This is a genomic window from Streptomyces sp. NPDC034670 (assembly GCF_055574875.1).
On sequence record NZ_JBVITR010000021.1, the window covers coordinates 83,816 to 98,049 of the forward strand.

The 14,234-nt window shown below is 73.3% G+C and carries 11 protein-coding genes and 1 pseudogene; 10 read left to right on the forward strand and 2 right to left on the reverse strand.

Annotated elements, in window-relative coordinates; genetic code table 11:
• Window positions 1-194: 194 nt before the first annotated feature.
• A complete protein-coding gene (locus ACZ56B_RS16725) occupies window positions 195-1,451 on the reverse strand; it encodes a PucR family transcriptional regulator (RefSeq protein WP_468790529.1) in 1,257 nt (418 codons plus the stop codon).
• A gap of 140 nt (window positions 1,452-1,591) precedes the next feature.
• Between ACZ56B_RS16725 and ACZ56B_RS16730 the strand changes: the two genes are divergently transcribed.
• The 8 genes from ACZ56B_RS16730 (at window position 1,592) to ACZ56B_RS16765 (ending at window position 11,244) form a co-directional block, all read left to right on the forward strand.
• Window positions 1,592-2,518, forward strand: a complete 927-nt coding sequence (locus tag ACZ56B_RS16730; protein ID WP_468790504.1) for a proline dehydrogenase family protein — start codon at window positions 1,592-1,594, stop codon at window positions 2,516-2,518.
• Between the two features lie 171 nt (window positions 2,519-2,689).
• The gene (gene pruA / locus ACZ56B_RS16735; protein ID WP_468790506.1) at window positions 2,690-4,321 is read left to right on the forward strand and encodes an L-glutamate gamma-semialdehyde dehydrogenase; all 1,632 of its coding nucleotides are present in this window, start codon (window positions 2,690-2,692) and stop codon (window positions 4,319-4,321) included.
• A 96-nt stretch (window positions 4,322-4,417) separates the two neighbouring features.
• A complete protein-coding gene (locus ACZ56B_RS16740; RefSeq protein ID WP_468790508.1) occupies window positions 4,418-4,963 on the forward strand; it encodes a GNAT family N-acetyltransferase in 546 nt (181 codons plus the stop codon).
• A 283-nt stretch (window positions 4,964-5,246) separates the two neighbouring features.
• Window positions 5,247-5,378, forward strand: coding sequence for a hypothetical protein (locus tag ACZ56B_RS16745; protein ID WP_468790510.1), 132 nt, complete (start codon window positions 5,247-5,249; stop codon window positions 5,376-5,378).
• A gap of 87 nt (window positions 5,379-5,465) precedes the next feature.
• On the forward strand, window positions 5,466-6,542 hold the full coding sequence (locus ACZ56B_RS16750) for a 3-isopropylmalate dehydrogenase (RefSeq protein ID WP_468790512.1): 1,077 nt from the start codon (window positions 5,466-5,468) through the stop codon (window positions 6,540-6,542).
• A 249-nt stretch (window positions 6,543-6,791) separates the two neighbouring features.
• Window positions 6,792-7,880 (forward strand): branched-chain amino acid aminotransferase, encoded by a 1,089-nt coding sequence (locus ACZ56B_RS16755; protein ID WP_468790514.1) that lies wholly within the window; start codon window positions 6,792-6,794, stop codon window positions 7,878-7,880.
• 315 nt (window positions 7,881-8,195) lie between these two features.
• Window positions 8,196-9,800 (forward strand): citramalate synthase, encoded by a 1,605-nt coding sequence (gene cimA / locus ACZ56B_RS16760; protein WP_468790516.1) that lies wholly within the window; start codon window positions 8,196-8,198, stop codon window positions 9,798-9,800.
• A 94-nt stretch (window positions 9,801-9,894) separates the two neighbouring features.
• Entirely contained in the window at window positions 9,895-11,244 is a 1,350-nt protein-coding gene (locus ACZ56B_RS16765; RefSeq protein WP_468790518.1) for a hypothetical protein, read from the forward strand.
• Window positions 11,245-11,436: 192 nt separating this feature from the next.
• On the opposite strand, the gene ACZ56B_RS16770 is transcribed toward ACZ56B_RS16765, so the two are convergent.
• On the reverse strand, window positions 11,437-12,045 hold the full coding sequence (locus ACZ56B_RS16770) for a YceI family protein (protein WP_468790520.1): 609 nt from the start codon (window positions 12,043-12,045) through the stop codon (window positions 11,437-11,439).
• Window positions 12,046-12,754: 709 nt separating this feature from the next.
• On the opposite strand from ACZ56B_RS16770, the gene ACZ56B_RS16775 reads away from it, so the two are divergent.
• A complete protein-coding gene (locus ACZ56B_RS16775) occupies window positions 12,755-13,603 on the forward strand; it encodes an SDR family NAD(P)-dependent oxidoreductase (RefSeq protein ID WP_468790522.1) in 849 nt (282 codons plus the stop codon).
• A gap of 450 nt (window positions 13,604-14,053) precedes the next feature.
• Window positions 14,054-14,234 (forward strand): annotated as a pseudogene (locus ACZ56B_RS16780) (methylmalonyl-CoA carboxyltransferase); the annotation flags it as partial.

Here is a 14,234-nt window from a genome sequence, read left to right on the forward strand (position 1 = left end):
CCCTCCGCCGGCCCGGGCTCCGTGGCGCCCCGGCGTGGAGACGGCCGCCGGGCCCTCCCCCGCGGAGGCGGCACGGCGCCGTCACCGGTGACGGCACCGGCCGGACCGCCGCCGACGGCGAGCCCGCCCGCCGCCGGGCGACGCCGGCTCCGCGCAGGGCCGGCACCGGCGTCGCCCGGCGGGCCGCGGACCGCTCACAGGCGTGCGCCCTTCAGCGCCATGTGCAGCAGCAGCCGGTCCTCCCCGTCGTCCAGGTCCAGGCCGGTGAGCTGCTCGATGCGGGACAGGCGGTAGTAGAGGGTCTGGCGGTGGATGCCCAGCTCGGCCGCGGTGCGGCCGGCCTGGCCCGCGCGGTCGAGGTAGACCTCGGCGGTGCGGGCGAGCTCACGGTGGGCGGGAGCGAGCAGGGGGCCGACGGCCGGGTCGCGGACGGCCCGCGGGGGCAGCGCGGTCAGCAGGCGGAAGGGACCGATGGCGGACCACGGGGCGACCGGGCCCAGCCGGGGTTCGGCCAGCGCCGCCCGCGCCGCCGCCGTCGCCTCGGCCCAGGCGGTGCCCAGCTCCGCGAGGCCGGTACGGGGCGTGGCGATCCCGGCGGCCACGGGCCCGCGGCCCGGGCCGCCCTCGCGCGCCCGCTCCAGCAGCCGGGTCGCCGCGGACGTCGCCGGGGCCGGCGTGTCCGTCGAGCGCAGCCGCAGCAGCAGGGCCAGGGACAGGCCCTCCCCCCCTGCCCCGGGGGCGTGGGAGGCACCCCCGCCCCGCGGCAGGACGCACAGCGCGGTCGCCCCCGCAACCGTACGGACCGAGGGCGCGTCGTCGGGGTCGGCGGAGGGCCACGGGGCGACGCAGACCACCGTGTACGGGCCCTCGGCACGGGTGCCGAGGGCGGTGCGCAGCTCGGCGACGGCCATGTCGCGCTGCCAGTCCCGCTCGGCGGTGAGCACCGCCCGCAGTTCGCGGGTGAGGCCGGCGCCGTACCGGGCCTCGTCCGCGAGCAGCGCGCCGATCCGGGCCGCCACCCGCATGGCCGCGTCCAGCTGCCGTTCGGTGGGTCCCGGCTCGCCCTCCAGCAGCCAGACGTACCCGAGGACGACCCCCCGGTGGCGCACGGGCAGGCAGATGCGCCCCCGGTGCACACCCGCCTCCGGGGTGCGCGGGATGCGGACCGGGCCGGTCGCCCGCGTGATGCCGAAGCCCTCGAACCAGGCGCGGACGGCGGCCGTCGAGCGGCGGGTGAGGATCGAGCGGGTGCGCACCGGGTCCAGCGCGGACGGATCGAGGTCGCCCTCGCTGTCGTACGCGCCGAAGGCGATCAGTTCGAAGTCCCGGTTCTCCAGCGTCGCCGGAGCGCCGAGCAGCTCCGAGATCTCGTCCACCAGCTCCTGGTAGTCACCCCTGTGTTCCGGCGTCACCCGGGCATTCTCCCCCAGGACCCCGCCGCCCTCATACATCTGTCTGAGATCTGCCGCACGGATGCGTGACAGCTGTCGATGGCCCACGATCGGAGGGATCCTTAGGTTTCACGGTGGTTCTCCGTGCCGTGTCCGCGACGTCGGGCGACGGCCTTGTTCAGCAGCTGTGGAGGTGCCCCGTGCTGGGTCCCGTGATTCTCGCCGCGTCGCGCAGCGACCGGATGCGACGCCTGATCTCGGCGGCCCCGGTGACCAAGCAGGTCGTGGACCGCTTCATCCCCGGTGAGACCGTCGACGAGGTCCTGCCGATCGTCCGGGAGCTCACCGGCAACGGCCTGGAACTGACGATGGACGTCGTCGGCGAGGACATCACGACCCCCGAGCAGGCCGCCGCCGCGCGCGACGCCTACCTGGAGCTGATCGGCCGGCTGGGCCCCCTGGAGCTCGGCGCCCGCGCCGAGCTGTCGGTGAAGCTGTCGATGTTCGGGCAGGCGCTCCCCGGCGGCCACGAGCTGGCCCTCGCCAACGTCCGCCCGGTCGTCGAGGCCGCCGCGGGGATCGGCACCACGGTCACCCTCGACGCGGAGGACCACACCACCCTCGACTCGATGTTCGCCGTCCACGAGGAGCTGCGGAAGGACTTCCCGGGGACCGGCTGCGTCATCCAGGCCTACCTCTTCCGCACCGAGGAGGACGCGCGCCGCCTCGCCGCGAGCGGTTCTCGCGTACGGTTGGTGAAGGGCGCCTACAAGGAACCCGCCGAGGTCGCCTACCAGCAGAAGCACGAGATCGACAAGGCGTACGTGCGCGTCCTGCGGACGCTGATGGAGGGCGAGGGCTACCCGATGATCGGGTCCCACGACCCGCGTCTGATCGCCATCGCCCAGGAGCTGGCCCGGACGGCCGGGCGCAAGCTCGACGAGTACGAGTTCCAGATGCTGTACGGCATCCGCGGCGACGAGCACCTGCGGCTGGCCGCCGAGGGACACCGCATGCGCGTCTACACGGCCTACGGCACCGACTGGTACGGCTACTTCATGCGCCGTCTCGCGGAGAAGCCCGCGAACCTGGGCTTCTTCCTGCGGAGCATGGTCAGCCATGACTGAGGCGACGTGGCCGCGCCGCCCCGGCTCCGGCCGGGGGCCCGGGGGCCGTCCCCGGGGAAGGCACAGCACGCGCCGTCTCGTGAAGAAGCCCGCCCACCTGCGGTCCCTCGCCCGGAGCACGAGCACCAAGGGCTGACACCACACCGCTCAAGACAAGGAGTTACGCCACTCATGGACGCTGTGACCCAGGTCCCCACCCCCGTCAACGAGCCGGTGCACGGCTACGCCCCCGGTTCGCCCGAGCGCGCCCGGCTGGAGGCCAAGCTCAGGGAGCTGGCCGACAACCCGATCGACCTGCCCTGCACGATCGGCGGCGAGAAGCGGATGGGCGGCGGCGAGCGCTTCGACGTCGTGCAGCCGCACAACCACAAGGCGCGCCTGGGCACCTACGCCAACGCCACCCGGCAGGACGCGCAGGACGCCATCGACGCGGCCCTCGCCGCCGCGCCCGCCTGGCGCGCGATGTCCTTCGACGACCGTGCGGCGATCATCCTGCGCGCCGCCGAGCTGCTGTCCGGCCCGTGGCGCGAGACCCTGGCCGCCTCCACCATGCTGGGCCAGTCCAAGACCGCCCAGCAGGCCGAGATCGACACGCCCTGCGAGCTGGTCGACTTCTGGCGGTTCAACGTCTCCTACGCCCGGCAGATCCTGGCCGAGCAGCCCCCGGCCAACGCCCCGGGCGTGTGGAACCGCCTGGACCACCGCCCGCTGGAGGGCTTCGTCTACGCGATCACGCCGTTCAACTTCACGGCCATCGCCGCCAACCTGCCCACCGCCCCGGCCCTGATGGGCAACGTGGTGGTCTGGAAGCCGTCCCCGACGCAGACCCACGCCGCCGTGCTGATGATGCGGCTGCTGGAGGAGGCGGGCCTGCCCAAGGGCGTCATCAACCTCGTCACCGGTGACGGCATCGAGGTCTCCGAGGTCGCCCTCGAGCACCGGGACCTGGCGGGCATCCACTTCACCGGCTCGACCAAGACCTTCCAGTACCTGTGGAAGACGGTCGGCAACAACATCGAGAAGTACCGCACCTACCCGCGCCTGGTCGGCGAGACCGGCGGCAAGGACTTCGTGGTCGCCCACCCGAGTGCCGACCGCGCGGTGCTCAAGACCGCGCTGACCCGCGGCGCCTTCGAGTACCAGGGCCAGAAGTGCTCGGCGACCTCCCGGGCGTACATCCCGGCGTCGATCTGGAACTCCGGCTTCAAGGAGGAGTTCGCCGCCGAGGTCGACGGCATCCCGATGGGTGACGTCACCGACCTGTCGAACTTCATCGGCGCCGTCATCGACGAGCGCGCCTTCGCCAGGAACAAGGCCGCCATCGACCGCGCCGAGCAGGACCCGGCCTGCACGATCGTCGCGGGCGGCAGCTACGACGACTCGGTGGGCTACTTCGTCCGCCCGACCGTCATCGAGTGCACCGACCCGGAGAACGAGGTGTTCCGCACCGAGTACTTCGGCCCGATCCTCGCCGTGCACGTCTACGAGGACGACGCGTACGACGAGATGCTGACCCAGATGGAGTCGGTCTCCGACTACGCCCTGACCGGCTCGGTCATCGCGAACGACCGCGCGGCGGCGGCGTACACGATGGAGAAGCTGCGCTACGCGGCCGGCAACTTCTACATCAACGACAAGTCGACCGGCGCCGTCGTCGGCCAGCAGCCCTTCGGCGGCGGCCGCGCCTCCGGCACCAACGACAAGGCCGGCGCCCCGCAGAACCTGATGCGCTGGACCCTGACCCGCGCCATCAAGGAGACGCTGGTCCCGCCGACCGACTACACGTACCCGCACATGGGCTGACGCCCACCCGATCGAACGGGCCAGGTCTCCCCCCGACCTGGCCCGTTCTCGTCCCCGCGGAACCGGTGGGGACGCGGTCGCCCCGATACTGGGGGCATGACGCCGGCCGCACGAGTCCGCACCGCCCACACCGCCGACCTCACGCCGGCCGAACTCGACGCCGTGCGCGCCCTGGTGACCGACGCCTTCGAGGGGGACCTCGGGGAGGAGGACTGGGAGCACGCGCTCGGCGGGATGCACGCGCTGGTGCGCGACGAGGCGGGGCTCGCCGCGCACGGGGCCGTCGTGATGCGGCGGGTGCGGCACCGGGGGCGATGGCTCCGGGTCGGATACGTGGAGGCCGTGGCGGTACGGGCCGACGTGCGGCGGGGCGGGCTCGGGGGACGGGTCATGGGGGAGCTGGAGCGGATCGTCGACCGGGCCTACGACGCCGGGATGCTGTCCGCCAGCGACGACGGCGCCCCGCTCTACGCCGCGCGCGGCTGGCGGGTCTGGGACGGGCGGGTGTGCGCCCTCGGCCCGGACGGGGTGGTGCACCTGCCGGAGGAGGAGGGGAGCACGTACGTCCGCCCCGCCCTCGCGGGTGCGCTCGACCCCGCTCACGAACTGCTCTTCGACTGGCGCGACGGGGACGTGCTGTAGGGATCACCGCAGGTCGGCGCGGTGTGAGCCACTGCACTGTCTCAAATAGTAGGAAGTCCGAGTAATTGTGGAGACAGGGCGGTGCCCCTCCCTTAGTTTTGTAGGAGCCGAACGCCGCGCTCGATCGAGCGCATGGCGGTCGTGAGCCGGGCCCCGTGCAGGCAATCCCTGCGGTCCACCGCTTCCCGCCCCTTCCGGGGCCCCTCCCGCGCCCATGGAGCAGCGGGGGAGTCTCGCCGCTTTCCTTTCCGCACTCCCGGTATGTCGAAGGAGTCGATGTCCCATGTCCGAGACGACCGCCCGCCGTCGTGTCCGCCGCGCCCCCCGCACGAGCGAGTCCGACCGCCGGAACGCCGCCGCCGCCCTCCAGCGCGCCCTCGACCGCCGCGACAACGGCGGTTCCACCGGCCACTGACCGTCCGCCGAGCGCCCGCGGCCCGTGCGGCTGTCCGCATCCCGGACCGGGTGTGTCAGAGCATGGGACGAGGAGTAGGGTGCCCGCATGTCTCGCAGCATCAATCTCGCAGTGATCCCCGGTGACGGCATCGGCCAGGAGGTCGTGACCGAAGGCCTGAAGGTCCTCTCCGCCGTCCTTCCGCAGGATGTGAAGCTGGAGACCCAGGAGTACGACTTCGGCGCCAGGCGCTACCACGCCACCGGTGAGACCCTCACCGACGCCGACCTCGACGCGCTCAGGCGGCACGACGCCATCCTGCTCGGCGCCATCGGCGACCCGAGCGTCCCCTCCGGCGTCCTGGAGCGGGGTTTCCTGCTCAAGCTCCGGTTCGCCTTCGACCACCACGTCAACCTCCGGCCGAGCAAGCTGCTGCCCGGTGTGGCCACCCCGCTCGCCGGGCAGCCGGAGATCGACTTCGTCGTGGTCCGCGAGGGCACCGAGGGCCCGTACACCGGCAACGGCGGCACCATCCGCAAGGGCACGCCGCACGAGGTCGCCACCGAGGTGTCCGTGAACACGGCCTTCGGTGTCGAGCGCGTGGTCCGCGACGCCTTCGCCCGCGCCCAGGCCCGCCCGCGCAAGAAGCTCACGCTGGTCCACAAGAACAACGTGCTGACCTTCGCCGGCCACCTGTGGACGGACGTCTTCAACCGGGTGGCCGAGGAGTACCCCGAGGTCACCACCGACTACATCCACGTCGACGCCGCGACCATCTACCTGGTCACCCAGCCCGAGCGCTTCGACGTCATCGTCACCGACAACCTCTTCGGCGACATCATCACCGACCTCGCCGCGGCCGTCTCCGGCGGCATCGGCGTCGCCGCGAGCGGCAACATCAACCCCTCCGGGGAGTACCCCTCCATGTTCGAGCCCGTGCACGGCTCGGCCCCGGACATCGCCGGACAGGGCAAGGCCGACCCCAGCGCCACGGTCCTGTCCGTCGCCCTCCTCCTGCGCCACCTCGGCCACGACGCCGAGGCGGCCCGCATCGAGGACGCCGTCTCCGCCGACCTCGCGGAGTTCCCCCGTGGCCTCAAGGGCACGGGAGGTACCCCCGGCGGCCTGCCCGCCCGCAGCACCTCGCAGATCGGCGACGCGCTCGCCGCGCGAGTAGCCGGCTGACCCGGCGCGCCCCACGCGAACACCGAAGCCGCCGGGTCGCCTCCAGCGCCCGGCGGCTTCCGCACGTCCCCGCCGGGTGCCACCATCGACCACCGGGCCGCATTCACCCGTTCCTTCCGCCGCCGCCCCCGGGCGATAATCGAACGCGGAGCCGCGGAATGAGGGAATGCTCGGACGTCCAAGCATCGGCCACCGGCCGTACGGGCGTGTGCGCGGCCCGTCACTACAACCGGTGAAGGACAACCACTCATGACGACGCCCACGATCGAGCTCAAGCCCTCGGCCCACCCGCTCTCGGACGCAGAGCGCGAGGCGATCCTGGCCAGCCCCGGATTCGGCCGCCACTTCACCGACCACATGGTGACGATCAAGTGGACCGAGGGCCGCGGCTGGCACGACGGCCAGCTCGTCCCGTACGCGCCGCTCTCCCTGGACCCGGCCACCACCGTCCTGCACTACGCCCAGGAGATCTTCGAGGGCCTGAAGGCCTACCGCCGGCCCGACGGGTCCGTCGCCACCTTCCGCCCCGAGAAGAACGCCGAGCGCTTCCAGCGTTCCGCCCGCCGTCTTGCGATGCCCGAACTGCCGGTCGAGACGTTCATCGAGGCGTGCGACGTCCTGGTCGCGCAGGACAAGGCGTGGGTTCCGGCGCACGGCGGCGAGGAGTCCCTCTACCTGCGCCCGTTCATGATCGCGACCGAGGTCGGCCTGGGCGTCAAGCCCGCCAACGAGTACCTGTTCCTGGTCATCGCCTCCCCGGCCGGCGCCTACTTCCCCGGCGGGGTCAAGCCGGTCTCCATCTGGGTCTCCGAGGACCGCGTCCGCGCCGTCCCCGGCGGCATGGGCGACGCGAAGACGGGCGGCAACTACGCGGCCTCCCTGCTCGCCCAGGCCGAGGCCGCCACCCAGGGCTGCGACCAGGTCTGCTACCTCGACGCCGTGGAGCACCGGTGGGTCGAGGAACTCGGTGGCATGAACCTGTACTTCGTCTACGGCGACAAGATCGTCACGCCCGCCCTCAGCGGGTCCATCCTGGAGGGCGTCACCCGTGACTCCCTGCTGACCGTCGCCCGCGACCTCGGCTACGAGGCCGTCGAGGAGCGCGTCTCCGTCGACCAGTGGCAGCGCGACACCGAGAACGGCACCCTCACCGAGGTCTTCGCCTGCGGCACGGCCGCCGTCATCACCCCGGTCGGCACCGTCAAGCGGTCCGGTGCCCAGTGGCGGCACGGCGGCGGCGAACCCGGCGAGGTCACCCTGCGCCTGCGCCGCGCCCTCCTCGACATCCAGCGCGGCACCGTCGAGGACGAGCACGGCTGGATGCACCCGCTCGGCTAGCCGCCCGGGCGAGCACCCACCGCCCGCATCCTGAGACGGACGGTGAGCGCGGGGGCGGGTTGTGCCAGACTTCCCCCGTGCTCTCGTTCGCCACGATTATTGGCAGCAGGCGCGCCGGTCCGCAGTGACCGCACGTACGACACCGTACGGGCGGACACCGTCGTCCTCGACCCGCGCGCAGACCTCTCGCACCCGCGAGGGGTTTTTCTGTTTCCCGGCCCCACCCGCGGCCGGAGACCGGGCGCGAGGGACCATGGAGGAACGGTGGAACCGGTCATTCCGGTAGACCGAGATCAACACAGGAGCCTTCAGACCATGACCGCAACCAGCGAGCCCGACGACTCGTTCCACGTCTTCGACACCACCCTGCGCGACGGCGCCCAGCGCGAGGGCATCAACCTCACGGTCGCCGACAAGCTGGCCATCGCACGGTACCTGGACGAGTTCGGCGTGGGCTTCATCGAGGGCGGCTGGCCCGGCGCGAACCCGCGGGACACCGAGTTCTTCGCCCGCGCCCGGCAGGAGATCCAGTTCCGGCACGCCCGGCTGGTCGCGTTCGGCTCCACCCGCCGCGCCGGCACCACCGCCGATAAGGACCCGCAGGTCAGAGCGCTCCTCGACTCCGGCGCGCAGGTGATCACGCTGGTCGCGAAGTCCCACGACCGCCATGTCGAACTCGCCCTGCGCACCACCCTGGACGAGAACCTGGAGATGGTCCGCGACACCGTGGCCTTCCTCAAGGAGCAGGGCCGCCGGGTCTTCGTCGACTGCGAGCACTTCTTCGACGGCTACCGCGCCAACCCCGAGTACGCGAAGTCGGTCGTCCGCACCGCCTCCGAGGCCGGTGCCGACGTCGTCGTCCTGTGCGACACCAACGGCGGCATGCTCCCGGCGCAGATCCAGGCCGTGGTCGCCACCGTGCTCGCCGACACCGGCGCCCGGCTCGGCATCCACGCCCAGGACGACACCGGCTGCGCGGTCGCCAACACCCTCGCCGCCGTCGACGCGGGCGCCACCCACGTCCAGTGCACGGCCAACGGCTACGGCGAGCGCGTCGGCAACGCCAACCTGTTCCCGGTGGTGGCCGCGCTGGAGCTGAAGTACGGCAGGAAGGTCCTGCCGGAGGGCCGGCTGCGCGAGATGACCCGCATCTCGCACGCCATCGCCGAGGTCGTCAACCTCACCCCCTCCACCCACCAGCCCTACGTCGGCGTCTCCGCGTTCGCGCACAAGGCGGGCCTGCACGCCTCCGCGATCAAGGTCGACCCGGACCTGTACCAGCACATCGACCCCGAGCAGGTCGGCAACACCATGCGGATGCTGGTCTCCGACATGGCCGGCCGCGCCTCGATCGAGCTCAAGGGCAAGGAGCTCGGGATCGACCTCGGCGGGGACCGCGAACTGGTCGGCCGGGTCGTGGAGCGGGTGAAGGAGCGCGAGCTCAAGGGCTACACGTACGAGGCCGCCGACGCCTCCTTCGAACTGCTGCTCCGCGCGGAGGCCGAGGGCGGGCCGCTGACGTACTTCGAGGTGGAGTCCTGGCGCGCGATCGCCGAGGACCGCCCCGACGGCTCCCACGCCAACGAGGCCACGGTCAAGCTGTGGGCCAAGGGCGAGCGCATCGTCGCCACCGCGGAGGGCAACGGCCCGGTCAACGCCCTGGACCGCGCCCTGCGCGTCGCCCTGGAGCGGATCTACCCCCAGCTGGCCGAGCTGGAGCTGGTCGACTACAAGGTCCGCATCCTCGAGGGCAAGCACGGCACCCACTCCACCACCCGCGTCCTGATCTCCACGTCCGACGGGACGGGGGAGTGGTCCACGGTGGGCGTCGCGGACAACGTCATCGCCGCGTCCTGGCAGGCGCTGGAGGACGCGTACACCTACGGCCTGCTGCGCGCCGGGGTGGAACCGGCCGCGTAGCGCCACGGGAGGAACGGGCCCGGCGGGGGCGTCACCGGAAACCCCCACCGGGCCCGATGCCCGTTTCAGGGCGGATTCGGGTAGCTTCGAACCTATGAAGGCCGCGCCGATGCGTACTCTTATACGCCTGTTGATCGTGCCGATAGCCGCCGCACTGGCGGCACTGATGGCCGGGGCGCCCGGGGCGCACGCGGCCACGGACCTCTCGACCATCGCCCGGGAACTGCGCGAGAGCCCCGTCTACGTCGACCCCGAGGCCACCGACATCCTGTCGAAGTCCGACGCCGAGGCCCTCGCCGACAAGATCGAGGACGCGGACAAACCGGTCTTCGTGGCGGTCCTCCCGGCGGACTACCCGACCGAGAACCTCTTCCGGAACCTGCGCACGGAGACCGGGGTCACCGGTCTGTACGGCATCCGCCTCGGCGACGAGTTCGACGCGCGCGCCGACAGCAGCGTCATGAGCCGTCAGGGCGTGCAGAACCTGGTCGCGGCCGCGCAGGGCGCGGGTGACGCCAAGGCCCAGCTGAACGACTTCGTCGACGACGCGCTGCGCAACCTCGGCGGATCGGCGCCGAGTTCCTGGAACGACGGGTCCGGCGGCGGCGTCCCCGTCGGCGGGCTGATCACCGTCGGCACCCTGCTGGCCGCCGGCGGCGCGGGCGTGTACGCCGTGTCCCGCCGCAACCGGCGCCGCCACGAGGAGGAGCAGCGGGCCGCGCTGGAGAAGCTGCGCGTGGTGGTCGACGAGGACATCACCGCCTTCGGCGAGGAACTCGACCGCCTCGACTTCCACCCCGCCGAGCCCGGCGCGGACGACGCGATGCGCGCGGACTACGCGCACGCGCTCGACGCCTACGAGCAGTCCAAGCGGCTGATGGCCGGGGCCCGCAAACCGGAGGACGTCCGGGGCGTCACCCAGGCCGTGGAGGACGGCCGCTTCGCCCTCGCCCGGCTCGCCGCGCGCCGGGAGGGCCGGGCGCTGCCGGAGCGCCGTCCGCCCTGCTTCTTCGACCCGCGCCACGGCCCCTCGGTCGACGACGCCGTCTGGACGCCCCCGGGCGGTGCCGCACGCGAGGTCCCGGTCTGCGCGGCCGACCGGGCCCGCCTCGCCGACGGCCACGACCCGATGGTCCGCGAGGTCGACACCGAGTACGGCCGCCGTCCCTACTGGGAGGCCGGTCCGGCCTACGGCCCCTGGGCCGGCGGCTACTTCGGCGGCGGCCTGCTGCCCGGCCTCCTCGTCGGCACGCTGCTCGGCGGCATGATGGCCGGCCCCGGTTACGCGGCCGACTACGGCGCCGGCTACGGCGACTTCGGCGGCTACGAGGGCGGCGACCTCTCCGGCGCGGACTTCGACGCCGGCGACTTCGGCGGGGGCTTCGGCGGGGGCTTCGGGGGAGGCGACTTCGGCGGCGGCGGGGACTTCGGCGGCGGGTTCTGAACGACCCGCGGTGCGGTGGGCCGGTCCGCGCGACCGGCCCACCGCGTTCTCCCGCGTACCGCTCCGGCGGCGTGCCGTCGCCGCGGCCCCGCACGGCGCGGGGGCCGGACACGCCGAGCGCCCGCCCTTCCGCACGGGGGTCGGAAGGGGCGGGCGCGCTCGGGGCGGCGCCGGCCGGGGCCGGCGGCGGGGTCAGGCGTTGCGGATCGCCGAGATGTCGAGGACCAGCTTGATCTTGTCGGAGACCAGGAAACCGCCCGTCTCCAGCGCGGCGTTCCAGGACAGGCCCCAGTCGGAGCGCAGGATCTCCGCCCTGCCCTCGAAGCCGACGCGCTCGTTGCCGAAGGGGTCCTTCGCGGAGCCGTTGAACTCGAGGTCGATGGTGAGCGGCCGGGTGGTGCCCAGGATGCTCAGGTCACCGGTGATGCGGTACTCGTCGCCGCCGAGGGCCTCCGCCTTGGTGGAGCGGAACGTCATCGCCGGGAACTCGTCCGTCTTGAAGAAGTCCGCGCTCTTCAGGTGGCCGTCACGGTCGGCGTTGCCCGTGTCGATGCTGTCCATCACCACGTCGATGGTGGCCGTGGACCTGGACGGGTCGGTGCCGTCGAGGTGCAGCGTGCCGGTGAAGTCCTTGAAGCTGCCCTTGACGTTGGTGACCATCGCGTGCCGGGCGACGAAGCCGATCGTGGTGTGCGCGGGGTCGATGGTGTAGTCGCCGGTGAGGGCGGCCAGGTCCGGGCTCACGGCGGCGGTGTCCGTGGCGGGCGCGGTCTCGTCGTTCTTGCGGTTGAAGATGCCCATGGTGTTCCTCCTCGAGGGGACGGGAGATCACGTTGAAGTTTCAACTATCTCAACGAGACCCACCGTAGACCCATTCCCTTCAATGTTCAACATCTCTGGCGGAGTGTCGCGGTCGCGTCGCCCGGAAGGGGTGGCTCCGGCCCGGTCGCTTCCTCCCCCGTCGCCCTCGTGGAGCGTCCGGCGGCGGGACGTTCGGCGGCGGGGCGTCCGGCCGCCGGTGCGGGGTGCCCACGGCCCCGAGCCGCGCCACCCGCGGCTCGTGGCCCTGCCGCCCCGGCACGACGGGGCGGCACGCGGCCACGGCTCACCGGTCCCGTGCCCCCGGCGTACCCCGGTCGCCGCCGTCCATACCCGCCGCCCCGGGCCGCCGGCGGCTGCCCGGCTCCCCGGGGCGGCGGCCCCCGGGAGGGGCCGGGGGGGACGGTCCGCCCGTGCGGCGGGCCGCGGGTGGGCACCCCGCCCCGGGTGCTCCCCGTACACCCGCCTGGCGGCACCGCGCGGCACGCAGGGGTGGTTCCCGCCGCACGGCCCGAAGGGCGCGGGAAGCGGTGGTGACATGCGCCGGACCGGGCGGGGAGCCGGATCCGGCGAGCGGCTCCAGCGCTGGCGCGCCGCACCGGAGTGGGGGTGTCCTGGAAGACGAGCACCCGCAGCGACCCCGCAGCGGCCACGAGACCAGAGCGGACCGACAGCGCAGGGAGACCGACTCGTGACCCACACCGGTTCCGGCTCCACCTACGAACCCCCGGTGGGCCCCGGACGCCCCGTCCCTGTCCCGGCCGCGGCGCGGGAACACCGGCCGCCACCCCCCGCCGACCGGCCCGTCGCCCTCGTCACCGGCGCCTCCTCGGGCATCGGCGCGGCCACGGCGCGGCGCTTCGCCGCCGAGGGCTGGCACCTGCTGCTCAGCGGGCGGGACCGGCGCCGGCTGGAGGAGACGGCGGCCGGTGCCCCGGCGGTCCTCCTGCCCGCCGACCTCGCCGCCCCGGAGGGGGCGCGGCTGCTGGCCCAGGCCGCGCTGCGCCAGACCGGCCGGATCGACGTGCTGGTCGCCGGGGCGGGCATCGGCTGGGCCGGCCCGTTCAGGACCATGCCGCACACCGACATCGACCGGGTGCTGTTCCTGGACCTCAACGCGACGCTGCACCTCGTACGGGAGGTCCTGCCCCCCATGGTGTCGGCCGGGCGGGGCCGGGTGGTCCTCGTCGGCTCGGTGGCCGGCAGCGTGGGCGTGCGGGAGGAGGCGGTGTACTCCGCGGCCAAGGCCGGGCTCGCCGCGTTCGCCGAGGCGCTCCGGCAGGAGCTGCGCGGTACGGGCGTGGGCGTGACGCTCGTCGTGCCCGGCCCCGTGGAGACGCGCTTCTTCGCCCGCCGCGGCCGTCCGTACGACCGGGCCCGCCCCCGCCCCACCTCGCCCGGCAGCGTCGCGGACGCGGTCTGGCACGCGGTCTCCCGGGGCCACGACGACGCCTACGTCCCCGCCTGGCTCACCCTCCCGGCCCGCGTGCGCGGTCTCAGTCCCGGCCTCTACCGGCGGCTGCTGAACCGCTTCGGCTGAGGACCCGGGGAGCGGCGGCCCGCGGTGCCGCGTTCCCGCGCGTCCGTCCGGACAGGACCCCGCACCGCCCCCGAGCAACCGCGACCGCCCCGGCCGGGGCCGTACCGCTACCCTCTGCGTGAGCGGACCGGGCCCGGACGGGCGAACCGCCGGAGGACGTCCGGGGGCACCCCGCACGAGCGGCGCCGCGGGCCGGCGCTGCCGTGGGCACCCCGGCCGCCGACCGCCGTCTGGAGCCGTGCATCACCCTTGGGGAGGTATGTGCCACCCGCGGATGTGAGGTGACTCTCAGCCGACGGCTTTGTGCGACCCCTACAAGCCGTACGCCCTCTGAGCAGTCGGAACGCCTGCACGCGGCCGTGGTTCTGTTCAGGGCTACCAGGAAAACACCCCGGAGACTGTGCGGAGTCGACGGCTCGCATTACCCGGTGGGCTTCGTAAAGTCGCTTCATGACCGTTTTGGATGAGGCGCCGGGCGAGCCGACCGACCTGCCGGAGGAGCCGGCCGATGCGCGTGGGCGGGTGGCGGAGTTGCAGGGGATCCGCCGGCAGGCGCTGGCCGGGCCGGGGGAGAGGGCGACGGCGGCGCAGCACGCCAAGGGCAAGCTGACCGCGCGGGAGCGGATCGCGC

Bases quoted from the DNA above. Each gene is read 5' to 3' on its own strand.
- pruA (WP_468790506.1), top strand. From the start codon at position 2,690: ATGGACGCTGTGACCCAGGTCCCCACCCCCGTCAACGAGCCGGTGCAC.
- cimA (WP_468790516.1), top strand. From the start codon at position 8,196: ATGACCGCAACCAGCGAGCCCGACGACTCGTTCCACGTCTTCGACACC.
- ACZ56B_RS16740 (WP_468790508.1), top strand. From the start codon at position 4,418: ATGACGCCGGCCGCACGAGTCCGCACCGCCCACACCGCCGACCTCACG.
- ACZ56B_RS16770 (WP_468790520.1), bottom strand. From the start codon at position 12,045: ATGGGCATCTTCAACCGCAAGAACGACGAGACCGCGCCCGCCACGGAC.
- ACZ56B_RS16755 (WP_468790514.1), top strand. From the start codon at position 6,792: ATGACGACGCCCACGATCGAGCTCAAGCCCTCGGCCCACCCGCTCTCG.
- ACZ56B_RS16745 (WP_468790510.1), top strand. From the start codon at position 5,247: ATGTCCGAGACGACCGCCCGCCGTCGTGTCCGCCGCGCCCCCCGCACG.
- ACZ56B_RS16725 (WP_468790529.1), bottom strand. From the start codon at position 1,451: ATGTATGAGGGCGGCGGGGTCCTGGGGGAGAATGCCCGGGTGACGCCG.
- ACZ56B_RS16765 (WP_468790518.1), top strand. From the start codon at position 9,895: ATGAAGGCCGCGCCGATGCGTACTCTTATACGCCTGTTGATCGTGCCG.
- ACZ56B_RS16750 (WP_468790512.1), top strand. From the start codon at position 5,466: ATGTCTCGCAGCATCAATCTCGCAGTGATCCCCGGTGACGGCATCGGC.